The 20607-nt window shown below is 69.8% G+C and carries 14 protein-coding genes; 9 read left to right on the top strand and 5 right to left on the bottom strand.

The genetic code is table 11. The features are described 5' to 3' along the window. Positions 1 to 18 precede the first annotated feature (18 nt). From WME83_RS44400 to WME83_RS44380, 5 genes are all read left to right on the top strand, one after another. Positions 19 to 1710 (top strand): metallophosphoesterase family protein, encoded by a 1692-nt coding sequence (locus WME83_RS44400; RefSeq protein WP_437315761.1) that lies wholly within the window; start codon positions 19 to 21, stop codon positions 1708 to 1710. Positions 1711 to 1926: 216 nt separating this feature from the next. Next, positions 1927 to 2742: a BPTI/Kunitz domain-containing protein gene (locus tag WME83_RS44395; protein ID WP_437315760.1), complete on the top strand. Its 816-nt coding sequence runs from the start codon at positions 1927 to 1929 to the stop codon at positions 2740 to 2742. A 265-nt stretch (positions 2743 to 3007) separates the two neighbouring features. Further along, entirely contained in the window at positions 3008 to 4711 is a 1704-nt protein-coding gene (locus WME83_RS44390; RefSeq protein ID WP_437315759.1) for a DUF1592 domain-containing protein, read from the top strand. Then, the gene (locus tag WME83_RS44385; protein ID WP_437315758.1) at positions 4708 to 6117 is read left to right on the top strand and encodes a DUF1552 domain-containing protein; all 1410 of its coding nucleotides are present in this window, start codon (positions 4708 to 4710) and stop codon (positions 6115 to 6117) included. The genes WME83_RS44390 and WME83_RS44385 overlap by 4 nt, the downstream gene beginning before the upstream one ends. 185 nt (positions 6118 to 6302) lie before the next feature. Next, positions 6303 to 7319, top strand: a complete 1017-nt coding sequence (locus tag WME83_RS44380) for an aldo/keto reductase (protein WP_437315757.1) — start codon at positions 6303 to 6305, stop codon at positions 7317 to 7319. A gap of 26 nt (positions 7320 to 7345) precedes the next feature. On the opposite strand, the gene WME83_RS44375 is transcribed toward WME83_RS44380, so the two are convergent. From WME83_RS44375 to WME83_RS44365, 3 genes are all read right to left on the bottom strand, one after another. Continuing rightward, a complete protein-coding gene (locus tag WME83_RS44375) occupies positions 7346 to 7597 on the bottom strand; it encodes a hypothetical protein (protein ID WP_437315756.1) in 252 nt (83 codons plus the stop codon). A gap of 474 nt (positions 7598 to 8071) precedes the next feature. Further along, positions 8072 to 9040, bottom strand: a complete 969-nt coding sequence (locus WME83_RS44370) for a D-2-hydroxyacid dehydrogenase (RefSeq protein ID WP_437315755.1) — start codon at positions 9038 to 9040, stop codon at positions 8072 to 8074. A 292-nt stretch (positions 9041 to 9332) separates the two neighbouring features. After that, on the bottom strand, positions 9333 to 11216 hold the full coding sequence (locus WME83_RS44365) for a protein kinase domain-containing protein (RefSeq protein WP_437315754.1): 1884 nt from the start codon (positions 11214 to 11216) through the stop codon (positions 9333 to 9335). A 470-nt stretch (positions 11217 to 11686) separates the two neighbouring features. On the opposite strand from WME83_RS44365, the gene WME83_RS44360 reads away from it, so the two are divergent. The 4 genes from WME83_RS44360 (at position 11687) to WME83_RS44345 (ending at position 18538) form a co-directional block, all read left to right on the top strand. After that, a complete protein-coding gene (locus WME83_RS44360) occupies positions 11687 to 14335 on the top strand; it encodes a DUF6531 domain-containing protein (protein WP_437315753.1) in 2649 nt (882 codons plus the stop codon). A 43-nt stretch (positions 14336 to 14378) separates the two neighbouring features. Further along, positions 14379 to 15239 carry a hypothetical protein gene (locus WME83_RS44355; RefSeq protein WP_437315752.1) on the top strand — a complete coding sequence of 287 codons (861 nt, stop codon included), beginning with the start codon at positions 14379 to 14381 and terminating at the stop codon, positions 15237 to 15239. Between the two features lie 283 nt (positions 15240 to 15522). Beyond that, positions 15523 to 17823 (top strand): helicase-related protein, encoded by a 2301-nt coding sequence (locus tag WME83_RS44350; RefSeq protein ID WP_437315751.1) that lies wholly within the window; start codon positions 15523 to 15525, stop codon positions 17821 to 17823. Positions 17824 to 17905: 82 nt separating this feature from the next. Beyond that, on the top strand, positions 17906 to 18538 hold the full coding sequence (locus WME83_RS44345) for a glutathione S-transferase family protein (RefSeq protein ID WP_437315750.1): 633 nt from the start codon (positions 17906 to 17908) through the stop codon (positions 18536 to 18538). Between the two features lie 114 nt (positions 18539 to 18652). On the opposite strand, the gene WME83_RS44340 is transcribed toward WME83_RS44345, so the two are convergent. Both WME83_RS44340 and WME83_RS44335 read right to left on the bottom strand, forming a co-directional pair. Continuing rightward, positions 18653 to 18910, bottom strand: coding sequence for a hypothetical protein (locus WME83_RS44340; protein ID WP_437322152.1), 258 nt, complete (start codon positions 18908 to 18910; stop codon positions 18653 to 18655). Between the two features lie 207 nt (positions 18911 to 19117). Next, entirely contained in the window at positions 19118 to 19621 is a 504-nt protein-coding gene (locus WME83_RS44335) for an SRPBCC family protein (protein WP_437315749.1), read from the bottom strand. Positions 19622 to 20607: the final 986 nt, after the last annotated feature.

The raw sequence follows: 20607 nt of genomic DNA, 5'->3' as shown, positions 1-20607 counted from the left end.
CCAGAGGAGAGCTGCCTGATGATGACGTTCAGCCCTGATCCACGCATCGCTGAGCAGCAGATGCACGCCATCATCTACTACCTCACGGGGTTCGGGTACATCGACGGCGAGCTCGATCCGACCGAGAAATCGTTCATCCGCGGCCACATCCAGGAGCTCGTCCAGCAGCGCGCGCGCGACGCCCTCGGCGACGAGGCCCAGGCGAACCAGGACGTCATCGCGCGGTGGACCAAGCACTTCCACGAGGTGTTCTCCGAGATCGACCACCAGATCCAGGGCCTCTTCACCGAGAGCGTCCCCGACGGCGAGGACCCCAAGGACTTCGTCCTCGCGAAGATCAAGCTCCGCTGCTTCGAGCTCCTCGACGGCTTCGACGACGACAACCGCGAGGCGCTGCTCGCCACCGTCGACGGGCTCATGCTCGCCGACGGCGTCATCCACCCGAGCGAGGAGAAGTTCCGCGACGAGCTCTCCGCGCTGCTCTCGCTCGCGGCCGAGATCGACGACCTGGAGATCGAGCCCATCGAGCAGGGCGCGGTGGTGATCGATCCGGCCACGCGCAAGCAGGCGCGCGAGCTGGATCACCCGTTCTTCAAGGCGTTCGAGTGGGATTACGCGACCGATCCGGCCACGTTCGCGGAGCAGGCCAAGGTCGATCTCGACCTGATGCGCCGGTTCGAGGAGAAGCTCGCCGAGCAGCGCGCGCGCGGCGCGGGCCGGCTCGACGGCGCGGCGGACCTCGCGAGCTTCGCCGGGCAGGCGCCGTTCCTCGACGGCCACGTCTACGTCGCCTCGCCCGATCCCTCCCACGAGGTCGAGCTCCTCGTCATCGGGGATCTGCACGGCTGCTACTCGTGCCTCAAGGCGGCGCTGATGCAGGCGGATTTCTTCGCCAAGCTGCAGGCGTACCGCGAGGACCCCGCGCACAACCCGCGGATCATGCTGGTGTTCCTGGGCGACTACATCGATCGCGGCAGGTTCAGCTACAACGGCATCCTGCGCACGGTGATGCAGCTCTTCCTCGCCGCGCCCGACAACGTCTTCGTCCTGCGCGGCAACCACGAGTACTACGTCGAGCTGAACGGCCGCGTGCTCGCGCCGGTGCGGCCCTCCGAGGCGATGAGCTCGCTCGCGGCCATCGCCCCGAACGAGGTGTTCGCCGCGTACATGCGCCTCTTCGAGGCGCTCCCCAACACGCTGATCTTCGACCGCATCCTCTTCGTCCACGCGGGCATCCCCCGCGACGACACCCTCGCCGCCCGGTGGCAGTCGGTGTCCTCGCTCAACGACCCCGAGATCCGGTTCCAGATGCTCTGGAGCGACCCGAGCGAGGTCGACGCCATCCCCGCGGAGCTCCAGAAGTCCACCGCCCGCTTCCCCTTCGGCAAGCGGCAGTTCAAGAGCTTCATGCAGAAGCTCGGCTGCACCACGCTGATCCGCGGCCACGAGCGCATCCAGGAGGGCTTCCGCGTGGTCTACGACGACCCCGACGGCGTGCTCCTCACGCTGTTCTCCGCGGGCGGGAGGACGAACGACGACCTGCCGCTGACCAGCAACTACCGCGAGGTCACCCCGATGGCCCTCACCATCCGTTACAAGGGGGGAGTCAGTCAGCTCACGCCCTTCGTGATCGAATACGAGCGGTACAACGACCCGAAGTACAACGCGTTCTTCCGGGAGCAGCTCCCGTCGCTCGAGCTCAGCGTCTGACGAGCGAGGCGGCCGCCGCGTGACGGGCGCGCCGCGCCGGCACGCTGCCGCCGACGATGCCGTCGCGGCGTGCCGCGTCGCCTGGCACGCCGCGGCCGGGCATGCCATCGCATGCGTATGAATACCCTACGATCGATTGCCTTCTCCTCGGGCGGTCGAGGGCGCGCCGGTTGCAATGTCTCTGGATTGCGACGGCGCTTCTCCCTCGGCCTTGGCTTGCTTACCTCTCTCCTGCTCGCCGCGGGCTGCAGCGGCGCGGACGCGGGCGGCGACGGCGGCGCGGGCGGCGCGGGCGGCGGCGGCCCGGTCGCCGGCAGCGGCGGCGGCGGCCCGGGCCCGGTCACGAGCAGCGGCGGCGGCGGCGAATTGCCGAACCGCTGTTCGCTGCCGCAGGACCCCGGGCCCTGCGACGCGGCGTTCCCGAGCTACTGGCACGACCCCAGCTCCGGCGTGTGCGTTCCGTTCACCTATGGCGGCTGCGAGGGCAACGAGAACCGCTTCGAGTCGCTCGAGGCGTGCCAGGAGGCCTGTCAGGGCAACGTCCCGGACATGGCTGCCTGCGCCGCGCCGGGCGATTGCGTCCTCGCCTCGCCGCGCTGCTGCGCCGCCTGCAACCCGGACGACGCCCATGCGTTCGTCGCCGTCCACCGCGACGCGGCGACGGATTTCTGGAACACCCTCGGGTGCGGCGACGTCGCGTGCGCGCCGTGCCCGGAGGTCAGCGAGGCCGAGAGCACCGGCCAGTACTTCGCCGCCGCGTGCGAGGCCGGGCGCTGCGTCGTCCTCGACGTGCGCGAATCCCCGCTGACGGAGTGCACCCAAGACGCGGACTGCGCGCTGCGCGACGGCGTCGGGTGCTGCGAGGAGTGCAGCGGGAAAGGCATCGTCGCCCTCAACCAGAGCGCGGACATCGAGTCCATCGTCTGCCCCGAGGGCTTCGGCGCGTGCCCCCCCTGCGCGCCCGTGTACCCGGAGGGCATGACCGCGGTGTGCCTGGAGGGCAGGTGTCAGCCAAAGCTGTCCTCGCCGTGAACGCCCGCGTCCCCGCCCTGCGCCATCAGGCGCAATTTCATGCACCGTAGCGTCGGCTCTCCCCGGCACCCACCACGGCGCCTCCCGCGCGCAGCGCGTCATGAGCGCGCCGGGCATTCGCGCTGAACGAAGTCCAGAAAGCGCACGGGAAATGCCGTTCGCGCGGTGGCCGCGCGTTGACGCTGGACGGCTGCGCCCGATAGCCTGGGTCTTGAAGCTCTTGTAGATTCTTACATCTTCGACCTCTTCACGAAGGGAGCTGCCCGTGAATCGAAGCACCCCGAGGATGCTGCTCGTGGCCCTCGCGCTCTCCAGCGCGGCCGCGTGCTCGGGACCGACTGGAGATGGCGGAACCGGCGCGGGAGGTGACGGAACCGGCGCGGGCGATGGCGGATCCGGCGCCGGCGTCCAGTGCGCGCCCGGCGTCACCGCGCCCGGACCGACCCCGCGCCTGACGCGGCTGACGCACGCGCAATACGACAACTCGATCCGGGACCTCTTCGGCAAGGACATGAAGGCCTCGGCGTCGTTCCTCGCGGATCCGGCGTTCGAGGGGTTCGACAACAACGCCAAGGGGCTCGTCGTGTCCGACCGGCTCGCGCGCGATTACCGGCGCGCCGCCGAGGCCATCGCGGCGGACGTCGTGGTCGACCAGGCCGTGCTCGGCAAGATCCTGCCGTGCGCCCCGGAGGGCGACGGCGCCGCGTGCGCCCGGCAGCTCATCCGGGAGCTCGGCAAGCGCGTCTACCGGAGGCCGCTCTCGGCGGAGCAGGAGGCGGCGTACGTCGCGGCCTACGCGCGCGGTGATGGCCTGTTCGAGTCGGGCACGCCGTTCGAGCAGGGCGTCCGCCACGTCGTGGAGGCGATGCTCCAGTCGCCGCACTTCCTCTACCGCGTCGAGCTCAGCGAGGAGCTCGATGGCGAGCAGATCATCCCGCTCGACGGCTACGAGGTCGCGACCCGGCTCTCGTACCTGCTCTGGAACAGCCTGCCCGACGACGCGCTCCTCGCGGCGGCGGAGCGCGGCGCGCTGGGCTCGCCCGAGGGGATCGAGGCCGAGGCGCGGCGCATGGTCGACGACTCCAAGGCGGTGAGCGCGCTCGACGACTTCCACCGCCAGTGGCTCCACATGAGCCGTTACGCGGATCTCTCGAAGGATCCGTCGCTCTACGAGGGCTTCGACGCCAGCGTGTCCTCGGCGATGCTGGCCGAGACGCAAGCGTTCATCCGGCACGTCGTCCTGGAGATGGAGGGCGACTACCGGACGCTGATGACCGCGCCCGTCGGGTTCGTGAACGACAAGCTCGCCCCGATCTACGGCGTGGAGGGGTCGTTCACGAGCGAGCTCGTCGAGACGCCGCTCGACCCGGCGGCGCGCGCGGGGCTCCTCACGCAGGCCGGCTTCCTCGCCTCGCACGCGTTCGCGCGCGAGACCTCGCCGATCCACCGCGGCGTGTTCATCCAGCGGCAGATCCTCTGCGCGGACCTGCCGGACCCGCCGGCGAACATCAATACGGAGCTGCCGCCCAAGCAGGGCGAGATCCGGACGACGCGGGACCAGGTGGAGGCGCACACGTCGGCGAAGGCTTGCAGCTCGTGCCACAGCGTGATCAACCCGCCCGGCTTCGCGTTCGAGCACTACGACGCGGTCGGGCGGTACCGCGAGGACGAGGGCGGCGAGCCGATCGACGCGACCGGCACGATGGCGGTCGGCGAGGCCGAGATCCGCTTCGACGGCGCCGTCGACCTCGCAAAGCAGCTCGCCGAGAGCCCGGTCGCAGAGCGGTGCTATCTGACGAACTGGTACCGTTACGGCAACGCCCGCCAGCTCTCGCGCGAGGACGCGTGCACGATCGACGACCTCGACGCGAAGCTCAGCGCGTCCGGATACAACATCAAGGAGCTGCTGGTCGCGCTCACCCAGACGAAGACGTTCCGGTATCGAGCCGTGGAAGAGGTGGACCAATGAATCGCAGAACGTTCTTGCGGGGCGCGTGCGGGGTGATGCTCGGCCTGCCGTTCCTCGAGTCGCTGCGCGCTCGCGACGCCAAGGCCGGTCCGGAGGCCGCCCCGCGCCGGTTCATCGCGTTCTTCATGTGCAACGGCGTGAACATGGCCCGGTTCTTCCCGAGCACGCGGTACGGCGCGCTGACGGACGCCTCGTTCGGCGCGGATCGCGCGATAGCGCCGCTCGCCTCGTACCGGGACAAGCTCCTGATCCCGCGGGGCATTCACATGGCGCCGCGCGGCTTCGGGTGGGATCCGAGCGCGGGCGACGATCACGCGAAGGGGATCGGCTGCAAGCTCACGGCGCAGCCGCTCGTCCAGGGCAGCCAGTACGCCGCGGGGATCTCGCTCGATCAGTTCATCGCGAACAAGCTCAACCCGCCGGGCACGCCCGCGCTCACGCTGATGGTCGGGGCGCGGGTCCCGAACGTGCGCGGGCACATCTCGTACAGCGGCAGCGAGCAGCCCGTCTCCGGCGAGAACAACCCGTGGCTCGCGTACCAGGACCTGATCGGCGTGACGAACGTCGAGGACGAGGCGCTCGAGCGGCTGACCAAGCGGCGCCAGAGCGTGCTCGACCTGGTCGGGGCCGAGTACGAGGGCCTGCTCAAGAAGAAGCTCAGCAAGGCCGACCGCGACAAGCTCGAGATGCACTTCCAGACGGTGCGCGACCTCGAGGTGGGCATGGGCGACGCCGGGCTCATCCCGCGCGAGCTCCCGCCGGCGCGGGCGGCGGAGATCGAGGGGGTCGACCCGGCGACGGTGTCGTTCGACGCCGAGTTCAAGAAGATCGGCCGGATGCAGATGGACATCCTCGCGCTGGCGATCGCGACCCGCGCGACGCGCTCGGCGACGCTGCAATGGGGCTCGGGCGCGTTCGGGCCCATCTTCAAGTGGGATGGGATGAACCACGAGTACAACCACCACAAGCTCTCTCACGGCAACACGAAGGACGACGACAGCGGGAGCGTCGTGGACGGCTACGAGGAGATGCTCTACGACATCGATCGCTGGTTCATCGGCGAGTATGCCTATCTGCTCGACCGGCTCGCGGGCTACGACGAGGGCGGGACCTCCGTGCTCGACAACAGCGCCGTCGTGTTCATGAACGAGCTCTCCAACGGCAAGGTCCACGATTTTCGCGATTTGCCGTACATCATCGCGGGGAGCTGCGGCGGTTATTTCAAGACGGGGCAGTACATCAAGGTGACGCGGCAGCAGAACACGCTGCAGGACGAGGACGCGCCTCACAACAAGCTGCTCACGACGCTCGCGAACGCGGTCGGCTGCACCGAGGAGGGCGGCGGGCCGATCGAGAACTTCGGCGCGTTCGGCGAGCCGGGCGAGTTCGACGAGCTCAAGGCCTGAACGGCGCGGCCGGGGCGCGGCGCGCTCACGTTCACGCGCGCCGCGCCGCGTGGCACACGCCCTGCACACGGGCTTCGTCTTCAAAAGGAGCGCTGCCTTTTATGACGAAGCGACCTTCTCGACGGGCATTTGTGCAAACCGTGGGCGCGGGCCTCGCGCTCAGCGCCTGTGGAGGAAGCGCGCAGGTGGGGCAAAACGCCGCATCTGCGGGCGGGGGCTCTCAGGAGCCGCCGCAGGGGCCGGCGCCTGGCGCGCCCGGGGAGAAGGACGTCGAGCTGCCGGCCGGCGGGGTGATGCCGACGAGGCCGCTCGGGCGGACCGGCGTGAACGTCAGCCTCATCGGCCTCGGCGGGTACCACATGGCGGTCCCGGACGACGAGCAGGAGAGCCTCCGGATCGTCCGGTTCGCGATCGATCACGGGGTCACCTTCCTCGACAACTGCTGGGATTACCACGACGGCAAGAGCGAGGAGCGGATGGGCAAGGCGCTCCAGGACGGGTATCGACAGAAGGTCTTCTTGATGACCAAGCTCGACGGCCGCGACCGCGCTTCCGCCGAGGCGCAGCTCGAGCAGTCGCTCCGCCGGCTGCGCACCGACGTCATCGATCTCGTGCAGATGCACGAGATCATCCGGATGAGCGATCCCGAGAAGATCTTCGGGCCGGGCGGCGCGATGGAGGCGCTCGTGGCCGCGAAGAAGGCCGGCAAGATCCGGTTCATCGGCTTCACGGGCCACAAGGACCCGGACATCCACCTCGCCATGCTGAAGATGGCGGAGCGGCAGGGCGTCCCGCTCGACGCCGTGCAGATGCCGCTCAACGTCATGGATCCGCATTACCGGAGCTTCGAGAAGATGGTCCTCCCGGCGCTGACGCAGCAGGGCATCGGGGTGCTGGGGATGAAGCCGTTCGCCAGCGGGGAGATCGCGAAGACCGGGGTGGTCTCGCCGATGGACTGCCTGCATTATCCCATGAGCCTGCCGACGTCGGTGGTGATCACCGGCTGCGACTCGATGGGCATCCTCAAGCAGGCGATCAAGGCGGCGTACACGTTCCAGCCGCTCGGTAACCAGCGCGTGTCGGAGATCCTCGCGCGGACCGCGCCGCTCGGGGCGAAGGGGGAGCACGAGCAGTTCAAGACCACCGAGCGATTCGATGGGACGACCAAGAACCCCCACTGGATGACGTCGGCGAAGATTTGATATCGGTCGGATCCCCGGGGGGATCGTCAGCGCCGCCCGTTCACGACGAGCGCTCCGGTCTGAACATAGCGATCATAGACGGCGCGCAGCTCCGCGTCGTTGAGCCGCTGCTCGAAGCCGTCGATGATGGTGAGCCCACTCTCCTTGTCGCGGTGGGCGTTCGCCTTGAACTCCTCCCAGCTCATGTCGGTGTTTTCGCTCGGCGTGGATTCTTCAGCCTCGGATTCGGAGGAAGAGGAGGGTTCCTCGTCACCGCAACCGGCGAGCGCGAGCGCCATCAGCGGCGCACAGAGGAGGACAGACAGGGAGCGCCCGATGCGGCCCCTGGACAGACGCCCCGAAGACGAGCCTTGATTCATTGGAACACCTTTCTCGGTCAGGTCACACGTTGTTCGCGATCAGGAGAATCTTGCCAGGGGCGATTCGACATCCAGCGCCGCCAGCATTGAGCATGATGACACAGGAATCGAGGAACATGGAAGTCCCAAGCGGGAACCGCGGCGCGCGTTGTCCGTCACGCCGCCGCGCCGCCGCCGGCGGGGGTTGCGGTCATGGCGGCGACCGCGCCCTCTGAGCCAAGAGGATAACGAAAAGCTCGCGCCGCACCTGCCACAGGTCGTGCAGAGCGAACGAATCCGGCGCGCCTCGACTACCTCGGCCCCATCGCCGCGAGCGGCGGAGCGCGCCGTGCTGCTGCGCTGCTCATCGGAGGCCCGTGCGGCGACGCGGGGGCGAAGCGCGGGCTCGGGCGCTCAGTAGCCCCCCTGCTTGTCGACCACGTTCACGAGCGGCTCGCCTCGCACATAGCGCTGCAGGTTCGAGAGGAAGAGCTCCCCGAGGTGCTGGTAATAGCCCGGATGGGCGCCGGAGTAATGCGGCGTGATGATCACGTTGGGCAGCTTCCAGAGCGGATGCTCGGCGGGCAGCGGCTCCGGGTCCGCCACGTCGAGCCCCGCCCCCGCCAGGTGACCCGAGCGCAGCGCCTCGACCAGCGCGTCGGTCTGCACCGTCGCGCCGCGACCGACGTTGACGAGGAACGCGCCGCGCGGCAGCGCCGCGAGCTCGCGCCGCCCGATCCAGCCGCGCGTCTTCGCCGTCAGGGGGAGGATGTTCACCAGCAGCTCGGACTGGGCGAGGAACGCCTCCAGGTCGTCCGGGCCGTACACCTCCGCGACGTGCTCGACGGGCTCCTTCGTGCGCTTCAGACCGATGACCCGCACGCCGAAGGCGGGCCCGATGCTCGCGATGCGCTGGCCGATGGCGCCGAGGCCCAGCACCCCGAGGGTCTTCCCCCGCAGGCTCCTGAGCGTCTCCCGGTACGTCTGGCTCTGCCAGACGCCCTCGTGCTGCCGAGCCGCGGCCAGGTGCAGGTTGCGCGTGAACATGAGCAAGAAGCCCCAGACGTGCTCGGCGATCGGCTGCGCATGCACCCCGCTCGCGTTGGTGATCACGAGCTCGGAGCGCGCCACGACCTCCGGAGAGAGCAGGCGCTCCACGCCGGCGCCGACGGTCTGCACCCAGCGCAGCTTCCGGGCCTCCCGCAGGTGCTCCTGCTCGAGCCAGCCCGTGATCAGCGCCACCTCGGCCTCCCGATAGCCGCTGGGATCGCGCTCGAGCTGGGCAGCGGTCCAGAGCTCGACGCCTGGCGCCACCTTCCGCGCCCGTTCGACGATCTCCGGAGGTAGCTCCACGCCGAGCGCGATCGTGAGAGATGCAGACATGATCAGGCCTCCAGGTGCTGGCGAAGCGCGGCCGCTCGAGCGGCCGGCGCTGGCGAGGGCAAGAGCATCCCTGAGGATCGGTCGTTTGTCTACTATAACGGATGATAATCTTTTATATGAGACGTGCGGCAGGAGCCGAGGCCTCGTTCAGCCCCGCTGCGCGCGCTCGTGCCTGGCGCGATCCTCGTCCTGGGCACGATCGAGCGGAGCAGGGGTGAGCGTGGCAGTGCCCGTGGAGCCCGAGCCGAGGGGAGCGAGCGCGGTGCCGTGATGCTCTCCCCTCGCGTCCCGTTCAGAAGCCGAAGGTCGGATCCTTCTCGGGAGCACCCTTGCTGGAGGGCGCGGCCGGAGAAGGCCGCTTGGCGGGCGGGCGCGCCGGCTTGAGGGTGGCCTTCGGGACGCCGGATGGGGGGGCGGCCGGGGAGGGGGGTGCGTCGGCCGAAGAGGCGTCCGCGGCGGCCGGGGAGGCGTCTTCGGCGGCCGGAGACGAGGACTCCGCAGCGGCGGGAGGAGCGCTCGCGGCCGCAGGCGGCGGGGCGGGCTCTTCCGGCACGCGGTCGGGAGGCGCGGCGGCTTCCGTGGCGCCGAGCGCGGGCGCGGCTGCCGGCGTGACGGGCTCGTTGGGGGCCGGCGAGCGGAGCAGGACGACGGCGGCGATCCCCAGGCCGACCGTCAGCACGCTGGCGGCCACGGCGAGCAACGCCCGCGACGACGGGGGGCGGCGGTCCGGCTGCGGGGGCAGAGCGCCGCCCACGGCCTCCAGCGTGCCGCTCGCCGTCAGCGTGCCGCCCGGGCCCGGGATGCCGCCGGGCACCCGCATTCGGTCCGCGACCACCGTTCCGCCCGCCACCAGCGTGCCGCCGGGGACCATGGCGTCATCGAGGGCCACCGTGCCGCCCGAGCCGGGGGCGCCGCCCGAGCCGGGAGTGCCGCCCGAGCCCGGCGCGCCGCTGTGTCCCGGCGGGCCGCCCTGAGCCGCCGCGCCGCCGTAGGCCGGCGCGCCGCCGTGAGCCGGCGCGCCGCCGTGAGCCGCCGCGCCGCCGTAGGCCAGCGCGCCGCCGTAGGCCAGCGCGCCGCCGTGAGCCAACGCGCCGCCGTGAGCCGGCGCGCCGCCGTGAGCCAGCGCGCCGCCGTGTCCCGGCGGACCGCCCTGAGCCGCCGCGCCGCCGTAAGCCGGCGGGCCGCCCTGGGCCGGCAGGCCACCCTGAGCCAGCAGGCCGCCGCGAGCCGGCGCGCCACCCTGAGCCGGCGCGCCACCCTGAGCCAGCGCGCCGCCCTGAGCCAGCGCCTCGGCGGAGTCCAGCGAGTCGCGCGAATCCGGGACCGCCGCGCGCTGCACGGCCGAGGCGAACGCGCGGGCGAGCTCGCTCGCGCTCTGGAAGCGCTCGCCGGGCTCGCGCTTGAGCGCGCGCTCCAGGAACCGATCCAGCTCGGGCCAGAGATCCGGCGCGAGCTGCGAGGCGACCGGGATGTCGCCCGTGCAGATCTCCACGAGCACGTCGCCGAGCTCCTCGCCGGGGAAGGGTAGCTGGCCCGTCAGGCATTGAAAGATGATCACCCCGAGCGACCAGAGATCGCTGCGGTGGTCGACCGTCTTGCTCCGGCGCACCTGCTCCGGGCTCATGTAGTGCGGCGAGCCGATGAGCGTGCCGGTCTTCGTCGCGTCGGCGGCCAGCCCGGTGCCGGTCGCCTTGGCGACCCCGAAGTCGAGGATCTTGACGATCTCCTCGCCCTGGCGCGCGAGGAAGATGTTCGCCGGCTTGAGATCGCGGTGGATGAGGCCCACCTCGTGCGCGCGGCGGAGGGCCTTGCAGACCTGGCTCACGATGCCGACCAGCTCGGCCGGCGCGAGGCGCCCGCGGCGCACGAGGTACGCGGCGAGGTCCTCGCCCTCGAGGAGCTCCATCGCGAGGTAGGGCGTGTCGCCCTCGAGCCCATAGTCGTAGACGTGGACCACGTTGGGCGTCCGGAGCTGGGCGGACGCCTTCGCCTCGCGCTCGAACCGCGCGCGCGCGACCGGGGAGTCGGCGTGCTGCGGCATCATGAACTTGATCGCGACCTCGACCTCCAGCTGGAGGTGCCGGGCCACCCAGAGCAGGCCCATGGCGCCGCCCGCCAGCGGCCGCTCCAGCCGATACTTCCCGCCGACGACGCTCCCCGCTTCAAGCGACAGCATGCGTTCGAGCCTTCTGCGTCCCCGTGTCCTTGCGCTCGGGCCTTCGGGCTCTAGCAGAGGCGGGGCCCACTGTCGCGGTTCTTACAGCTGCCGGCATCTCGGGCCATCATGCCACGGGCGCGGCGACGGGACGAAGACCGAGCGCGAGCGGTCTGCTGTCGCATCTTCTCCTCCCCCGGATTCGCGGCTCCCGGACCCGCGGGCGCTCCGCGGCGTCGATGCGAGGGGGATCGATGGTGAACGGTCCTCACGCTGCTCCCGCCAGTTGCCAGTTGCCGAGGTGCCTGCCCCTGAAAATCCGGTGTCGGTGTAGAATTTTCTTGCAGCCGAGCGCACAGCTTGATGGCCGCCCCGGTGGAAGCCGCCCGAGATCGGGTCGTCTCGCTGCGGTGGCGTCGCCTGCCGCGTCTGGATAGCCTTCTCAGGTGGCCCGAACTGCACCATTCCCGAATATACCAGCGATTCCCGGCATGAACCCCGGCGTGTTCGTCATGGGTGGAGGGGCCGGCGGCGGCGGCCCCGGCGGGCCGAACGGAGGAGCGGGGAAGAACGGAAAGGGCGCCAACGGACAGCGCGGTGGCAACGACGGTCAAGGCGGCGGTCGCGGCGCGAACGGCTGCGGCCAGGGCAGCGGCGCCGGCTGCCCGAACCCGGCCCACGGGGGCGGCGGAGGCACTGCCGTGGGCGATCCGGTCGATGTCGCTGACGGGCGAGTCTTCACAGTCCCGCAGCTCGATCTGGTCCTGCCTGGCCCACTGCTCTTGCTGATGCATCGGTCGTACTCGACATCGGCCCGCGAACGCGACGTCGGCCTCGGCCCCGGATGGTGCCACTCTCTCTCCCATGAAATCGAGGTGCGCCGGAGGACGATCGTTGTCTTTCGACCAAACGGCACGGTCGCCGTTCGGCCCCGCCCGGATGTCGGCACCGAGGTGGATCTCGGCGGCGGTGTTCGCCTCAGGCGCGATCCGGAAGCGTATGTGCTGGTGGACCCGGACGGGCTCGTCCACCTGTTCGAACGCGTTCCAGGCGGCGAAGAGCGATGGATCCTCGGCGCCATCGCCGACCTCAGCGGAAACCGGATCGTGCTCGCATACCGCGGGCGCGACCTGGTCTCGATCACCGACAGCGTGGGCAGGATCGTGCACGTTCGGCGCGATGCGCGCGGGCATATCATCGCCTTCGACATCGATGCCGGCGGCAGGAGAGCTGTCCGGTATCGGACATATCAGTACGACTCCGCCGGCGACCTCGCGGCCGTGTACGATGGCGATGGTCATGCAGTCCGGTTCACCTATGACGAGCACCGGCTCACGCGCGTCGCATACCCGGGCGGGATGCAGGTCCACTATCGGTATGATGAGCGAGGGCGGTGCGTAGAAACATGGTGTGATTACCCGGACGGGGCCGACCCAGCGCTGGCCAATGACGTGCCAGAGTACCTCGCCGATGGCAGGGCCCGGGCGAAGGGAGTCCTGCACTGCCGGTTCGAATATGCGGACGGATATACCGAGGTCATCAATTCGCTGCAGGTACGCCGATACGAGATCAACCCTCTCGGCAAGGTCGACAAGGCGACGAACGGGCGCGGCGTGGCCACGGTCGCGTACGACGAGCATGGGCACCTGAAACAGTACGCGGACGAGAACGCTGCATCGACGACCTATCACCGGGACGCCGAGGGGCGCCTCATCGGCACCACCGATCCCATGGGAGCGATGACCCGCTTCTCTTACAATCGGCGTGGTAATCTCGATGAGATCGTCGACGTGCTTGGTCAGTTCTCGCGTTACCATTACGATGCGTACTCGCGTCTCATCGAAACGGTCGACGAGCTCGGCAGAGTTATTCGTTTCGACTACGATAATCGGGGCCAGCGCGTTCGCGCCACGATGCCAGATGGTGCCGAGACGGTATTCCGGTACGACGCCCACGGCAATCTTGTTGAGCTGATCGAGCCGCACGGCAAACCGCGAAGACTGTTTTATGACGAGGTGGGTCGAGTCGTGTCGTTCGTGAACGAGGAGGGACACGCCACCGAGTTCTTCTACGACGGCCGCGGCCTGCTCACCACCGTCCGGATGCCCAACGGCGGTGTCCAGCGCGTGGAACATGACGCGGACGGCCGTCCTGTCCGGATCTGCGGCGCCGACGGCGGGGTCTACCAGCTCTCGTGGGGCGGCTACGGCCTCGTGCACGAGGTCCGCAAACCTACAGGTGAGTCCGTCCGCTTTCGCTATGACCGCGAGTGCAACCTCGTGCAGGTCATCAACGAACGCGGTGAGGTACACCGGATCGTACGCGACGTAGCCGGGAGGGTGGTTGCGGAGCGCACTTTCGACGGTAGGTACTACGAGTATCGTCTCGACAACGCGGGAAACCTCGTTGGCACCCGGAGCGAAGGCGGAATGGCTGTCGAAATAACGCGTGATGCGTGTGGGCGCGTCGCGGAGCGCCGGTATGCGGACGAGACCGCCGACAGGTTCGAGTATGATCAGCTGGGTCGTTTGATTGCCGCCGAGACGGAGCATGTCCGGTGCGAGTTCACATACGACGCGCGCGGCCGCCTCGTCCGGGAGAAGCAAACGTACGACGGACAGACGCATGCGGTCGAGAGCGAGTATTCGACTGCGGGGCACCGCCGGGCGCTTCGCACCTCCCTCTGCCTCGCAGCGAGATTCGAGCCGAACGGCATGGGGCTTCCCGCGCGGGTGCTCCTTGGCGGGGACGCCGCGGTCGCGTTCGAATGGGACGCGCTCGACTCCGAAACGGCGCGTATCCTTCCTGCGGGAGGGACTGTGCGGAGCCGCTTCGACGCCATGGGCTATTTGACCGAGCGTCAGGTGGTCGCGCCCGGCGCGCGTGCGGTCGCTCCTCAGGAGCCGCGGTGGGTTGGTCGTCTGCCGCCTGGCACGACGTTCGCGGCCGCCTACGCCTATTCTCCTGGCGGCGACGTGATCGCGGAGCACCGGGCGGATATAGGTCGACGCGATTTCTCATACGACCCGATGGGGCGCATCCTGGCGAGCTTCACCTCGCATGCGAGCGCGGAGACTTATGTTTATGATGAGGCCGGCGCCGTGTACGAGACGTCGTCCGGCGCCCCCGGTGATGTCTGAACGCAGCGTAGATCCGTCCGAGCGACCGAGGGCGAGCCTGTCATTGCTCGATGTGCTGAGCGAGCACGCGGTGGCTGCGCTCGATCGGCTGGACATCCGGCGCGAGCTCTCCGAGACCTGCCATGCGCACGAGCTCGCCAGCATGCTTGCAGAGCGCGGATTGCCCATTTACGGGCCCGTGCTGGAGCTGGAGGCGCGCGCGGGCGGCGTCGTCATCGGCGACAAGACACAGCTTGCGACATTTCGTGCACTGAAGAGCCGCCCCGGCTTCGGGCGTTCGGACGCGCTCGTGTGCAGGGGGGAGGTGCTCCTGCCAATCCACGGCTCCGAGCTGATGGAGTTCTGGATGGACGGCGAGGGCACAATCTATCGAGGCTGGCCAGCGAGCCCTCCGTGGGATCCGGAAGATTCCGGCTTCTGCGCGCCCGTTTATGCATCCTATGTGACCATGTTCGAGCGTTACGCTTTCCAGCGTGAGCCGTGGTGGAGCGGGACGGGGGGGACCGACGACGGATACCGTTGCTCGTTGACGATCCACGGGCACCTGATGGGCGACGCGATGGCGCAGGCGCTTTCCGTGCAGGCCTTCAATCCGGCGTGGGATCGATACGCGCGGATCTGGCATGGTCACGCAGCGCATGTCGAGGAGGCGAACATGCCTGGATATCATGTGCACACCCGGGCTGAGCTCCGGTCCGCCGACGAGCTGGTACGGGCTCTCGGGACGATCTCCCCCATCATGGATCGGGCACCGCTCGAGATCGGCCTCCCCGAGCGCGCCGTCGTTCAACCCGGCGAGCGTGCTACCCTGCATTTCCGGGGTCTGCAGCCGGGCGACCGCCCCATGGACGTCCTGGTCTACGGCGGACCGGGCAGCTACCGCATCCAGGTCCGCCGGAGCTGAGAGCTGGCCGGGGGCCCGCGGCACCTCGGGCTCGCCGACTGGCCGTCGCGGGTTCCTCGCAGGCGCTGACTTCCCAACCCCCGGCTCCATGGTGCGCCGCGAACCTGCACGGCCTCCGCTGGTGCGTGCGCTCCGCGTGCTCCCCGCAGCCGCAGGGCCTCCGCCGCCGCGCGTTCCGCGCCGCGGCCAACGGAAGAGCCCGTCCAGTCGGAAGCACCCGCGCGCCCCCCTCGCTCCCGCCCGGGGGCGTCTTTCCGGCATCCGGTACTAAGCTGCGCGCGGCATGGTCGACGCTTCCCCGATCACCGCCGTGCTGGGCCCGACCAACACCGGCAAGACCCACCGCGCCATCGAGCGCATGCTCGCGCACGACTCGGGCATGATCGGCCTGCCGCTGCGGCTGCTCGCGCGCGAGGTCTACGATCGGGTGAGCACCCGCGTCGGCGAGGCCCGCGTCGCGCTCGTGACCGGCGAGGAGAAGCGCGTCCCGAGGCGCCCGGACTACTGGGTGTGCACCGTCGAGGCGATGCCCGTCGACCTGGAGGTCGACTTCCTCGCCATCGACGAGATCCAGCTCGCCGCGCACGACCAGCGCGGCCACGTGTTCACCGAGCGGCTGCTCCTCTCGCGCGGCCGGCGCGAGACCTGGTTCCTCGGCGCCGACACGATGCGGCCCCTCATGGCCGAGCTCGTGCCCACCGCCAAGATCGTCCAGCACCCGCGGCTCTCGCGGCTCGCCAGCGCCGGCGCCGGCAAGCTCTCGCGGCTGCCCCCGCGCAGCGCCGTGGTCGCGTTCTCGACCCCCCAGGTCTACGAGATCGCCGAGCGGCTGCGCGCGCAGCGCGGCGGCGCCGCCGTCGTGCTCGGCGCGCTCTCGCCCCGCACGCGCAACGCGCAGGTCGCCCTCTTCCAGTCCGGCGAGGTCGACTACCTCGTCGCCACCGACGCGATCGGCATGGGCCTCAACCTCGACGTGCGCCACGTGGCGTTCGCGGCGCTGCGCAAGTTCGACGGCCGCGCCGTGCGCGACCTCGACCCCGCCGAGCTCGCGCAGATCGCCGGCCGCGCGGGCAGGCACCTCGCCGACGGCACCTTCGGCACGGTCGCGCCGCTGTCGCTCCCCGACGGCGTCGCGGCCGCCATCGAGGCGCACCGCTTCCCCCCGGTGCGGCGGCTGCTCTGGCGCAACAGCGAGCTCGACTGGAGCTCGATCGACGCGCTCCTCGCGTCGCTGCGGGAGCGCCCGCGCTCCCGCAGCCTGAAGCTCGTCGACGACGCCGAGGACACCGCCGCCCTGATGCGGCTCGCCGAGGACCCGGAGGTGCGAGCCCGCGCGCGTGGCCGCGAGGCGGTGGCGCTGCTCTGGGAGGTCTGCCGCATCCCGGACTTCCGCAAGCTTCTGTTCGAGTCGCACGTCGCGCTCCTCGCCGAGATCTACGGCCAGCTCTCGGGCCCGAGCGCGGCGCTCGACACCGACTGGATGGCCGCCCGGGTGGCCGAGATCGACGACGTGGGCGGCGACATCGACACGCTGATCACGCGGATCGCGTCGATCAGGACGTGGACCTACATCTCGAACCACGGCCGCTGGGTCCGCGACGCGGCGGCGTGGCAGGACCGGACGCGGGCGATCGAGGACCGGCTCAGCGACGCGCTCCACGAGCGGCTCGTGCAGCGCTTCGTCGAGCGGGGCGGCGGCGCGCGGGCGTCGTCGGGCGCGCGCGCGGTCGCCCGTGGGGGCCAGCGCCGGGCCGAGGCCGAGCCGGAGCCGGTGGACCCGGGGCACCCGTTCGCGCGGATCGCGGCGCTCCGGGCCCTGCTCGCGCCCGGGCCCGCGGCGCCGGCGCCCGAGGACGACCGGGCGCGCTGGGTCGAGGCGATCGTGGGGGCGCCGCACGAGCGCTTCTCCGTGGACGCGGCCGGGCGGATCGCCCACGGCGAGCGGCCGCTCGGGCAGCTCGCGCGCGGCCCGACGCTGCTCCTGCCCGACGTGCGGCTCGCGGAGCTCGACGACCTCGGCGCCGGCGCGCGGTCGCGCGTCCTCCGGCGGCTCGTGGCGTTCGCGCGCGATCTCGTCGAGGAGCTCCTCGCGCCGCTGCGCTCGCCCGAGGTGCGCGCGCTGCCCGGCGCGGCGCGCGGGATCGTCTACCAGCTCGAGCAGGGGCTCGGGACGGCGGCGGCGCGCGACGCGGAGGAGCAGATCGCGGAGCTCGCGCCGGAGGACCGCGCGCTGCTGAAGGCGCACGGCATCGAGGTGGGCGAGCGCGTGCTCTACGTGCAGCAGCTGCTCCGGCGCGGCGCGCTCGAGCGCCGCCTCTCGCTGTGCGCGGCCTGGTTCGGCCGAGGCCGCGTGCCCGCGTGCCCGGCGCCCGGCGCCGTGTCGGTGCCGGTCGCCCGGGGCGTGGATCCCAGGGCCTACGCGGCGATCGGCTACCCGGTGTTCGGGACGCGGGCGCTCCGCGCGGACGTGGCGGAGCGGGTGCACCGCGCGCTCGCGAGCGGCGAGCCGGCGGCGCGGCTCTCGAGCTGGATGGGGTGCCCGGCGCGGGAGGCGCCGCGCGTCGCGGCGTCGCTGCTCGGGTAGGCGCCCAACGGGGCCGGCCTCTGGTAGCCTCCGCCGCGCCGCCGACCGACCGGCGGAGACGAACGGAGAAAGAGACACCACCATGGCCATCGTTCTTTACCACCACCCGTTTTCGCGCGCCGCCAACACTGTGTGGATGCTCGAGGAAGTCGGCGTCGATTACGAGCTCAAGTTCGTCGACATCATGGCCGGCGACCAGAAGAAGGCGGACGTCACGAAGCTCAATCCGATGGGCAAGCTGCCCGTGCTCGTCGACGGCGACACCGTCGTCACCGAATCCGCGGCGATCGGCCTCTATCTCGCGGATCGTTATGCCCCGGGCCGCCTCGCGCCGAAGCTCGACGACGCGGCGCGCGGCACGTATTTCCGCTGGTCGCTCTTCGCCCCCTCGGTCATCGAGCCCGGCTCGATGGCCAAGGCCAGCAACTGGGAGTTCCGCCCCGGCTCCGCCGGTTGGGGCAACTACGACGACATGATCGCGACGATGGAATCGGCCATCTCTGGCCGTGACTTCGTCCTCGGCAAGGAGTTCTCGATGGCCGACGTCATCTTCGGCGGCACCATCGCGTACATGCTCGACTTCAAGATGCTCGAGCCGCGCCCGAGCTTCACCGGATATGCCGAGCGGGTCAGAGCCCGCCCGGCGTACGCGAAGAGCGAGGCGCGCAACAAAGCCGTGATGGACGAGCGCGGCCTCAAGATGCCTGGGGCTTAGCCCCCTCGTCACCGGCTTCTCGCAGGGCGGCATCATGACCTTCGCCCTGGCGGTCACCCACCCCGAGGCGCTGGCGGCCGCCTTCCCCATCAGCGGCCTGCTCCCGCCGTCGCTCTATCCGTCGGCGGCGCTGAGCTCGGGGCCGCGCCCGGCGACGCTGTTGCCGACGGTGGGGCGGGCGGCAACCAAGGCGGCGAGCGCGGCGGCGATCCGATCTGCTTCCCGCGTGACCAGGGGGGCGGCGACGTCGTCGCTGACGGAGTCGTACCAGATGTACATCCCGCCGCTCGGGTGGCCGTACGGGAGGATGAGCCGGGCGCGGCGGCGGTAGCGCCGGAGCAGCTGCAGGAGGTCCGCGGGGTCCCCGCCCATGGGTGCAGCGCGACGATGATCGGGCCGAGCATGGACTGGAACCACGCCAGACCAGGCCCGGCGCGCTGTTTGATCGGCGAGGCGCGTCAGTCCACGTCCTCGGCAAAGGCTCGCCGAAGATGTCCGCTATGCGCTGCCTCCCGGGTGGAAAGCCGTCCGGGGAGGCGCGTCGGGGTAAGGGCGCGTGGATCGTACAGAAAGCTGCGATCAGGGAGCCGGTTTCGCATTGTTCATCGGGAGAGCGCGCTGCGCCGGGCGCGCGAGGTGCTCTGCCTCGATCAGCGTCTTCAGCCGCCCCATCTCCTCGCGCACGTCCCTCACCAGCCATTCACGCAGGAACGGATCCATTACCCAGCGCCACGGCGCGAAGAAGCGGAAGCGCTCGGTATGCACCACGCGGGTGCCCACGGCGGTCTCGTCGAGATCGAAGCCGCCCTCGAAGGTGAGGAACAGGCAGGCGGGGAACGAGCGCAGGCTGCGATAGCGCACCGCGTGGCGGCCAAGGATCGTCATCTCGAGCGTCACCGGCGGCCCCGGGAGGCCGCGCAGCTTGCCGTCGTGGCGCAGCCAGATGCGGTCGCCCTCGCGGCGCATGCCGAGGACGCGGCCGATCTTCCGGTCGGCAAGCTTGTATCGATGGAGGTCCGTCACGAAGTCGATGATGGCTTCCGGCGGCCGCTGGATGACCGCCTCGCTGATCCCCTCGATCATGCCGCGGTCATAGGGCCCCCCGCGCTGCGAGGGAAGGCCTGTAGACGGCCGTCACGATCCGCGGGTTCCGGACGCGATCTCGCCGTCGGCTGACGAGACCGCGCCCGGGTTCCGCGTCGTCACCGCCGCGGCCTGGGCGTGCGGCCTCTCTTCTCCAGCGCCGCCAGCATCGAGGCCGTCGGAGCTCCTGCCTTCCCCCTGCCGCTGTCCTACGATAGGCTCGCGTATCCGTTCGCGACAGGTGATATATGCGTTTTCGGCGACATGGAACAGATGTTACGGATGTGACTATTCACATATCGAGCACCGAAGGGAACTCTCCGGCCAGCATCGAGATCGCCGATGTTCCACGCTCGGATGGTGTTCCCAGAATAACGAGCAGTGATCCTGATGTGGTTAGCGTCGATGGCAGACCTCGCATGCGCGCCGTTGGCAATTTTTCGTTTTACCTCAGCGCGCTTGCCACAACATCAGGTAGCGACGCTGTAACGGTGACTGCGGCGACACGGTCCGGAATCCAGGCGACACTAAGGGTTGTGGTTGACGTTGCGGTAGAGTTGCCGGATCCTGCTACTGAAGCTGGAGCTGTCGCCAGGCTGTTGATGTCGGAGGCCCGCGATCCTTCCCACACAGACTACCTGGCAGCAGACACATTGGATAGTATGGGGTGGATGCAACGGGTCCTGGAGAATCGATTGGCGAACGATCCTTCTCGATTCGGGGCACGCGGGGCGAGAAACTTGATCGACATCATTCGCGCCGCCAATCAGTTCGATGGGTTTTCCGATTGTCCGAATTACGATCAGGGGGCTCGTCGGCGGCTGCAGCGGATGGTTAATATCGCGAATAATGACAACGATCGAATGCAGTCGAATTTTCAAGATTTTATAAAGAATGCTATCGATGTGGCTCGGTTGCGGGTCGCCATCCGGGACCCAAGCTCAACAGGCTTGTTCGGGTGGAGAGCCGCAGGGACTGGAAGTCCA

The sequence above is a fragment of the Sorangium sp. So ce385 genome (genome assembly GCF_051474135.1).
Classification (GTDB): Bacteria; Myxococcota_A; Polyangia; order Polyangiales; family Polyangiaceae; genus Sorangium; species Sorangium cellulosum_D.
This window is presented reverse-complemented; position numbering and strand designations above follow the sequence as displayed.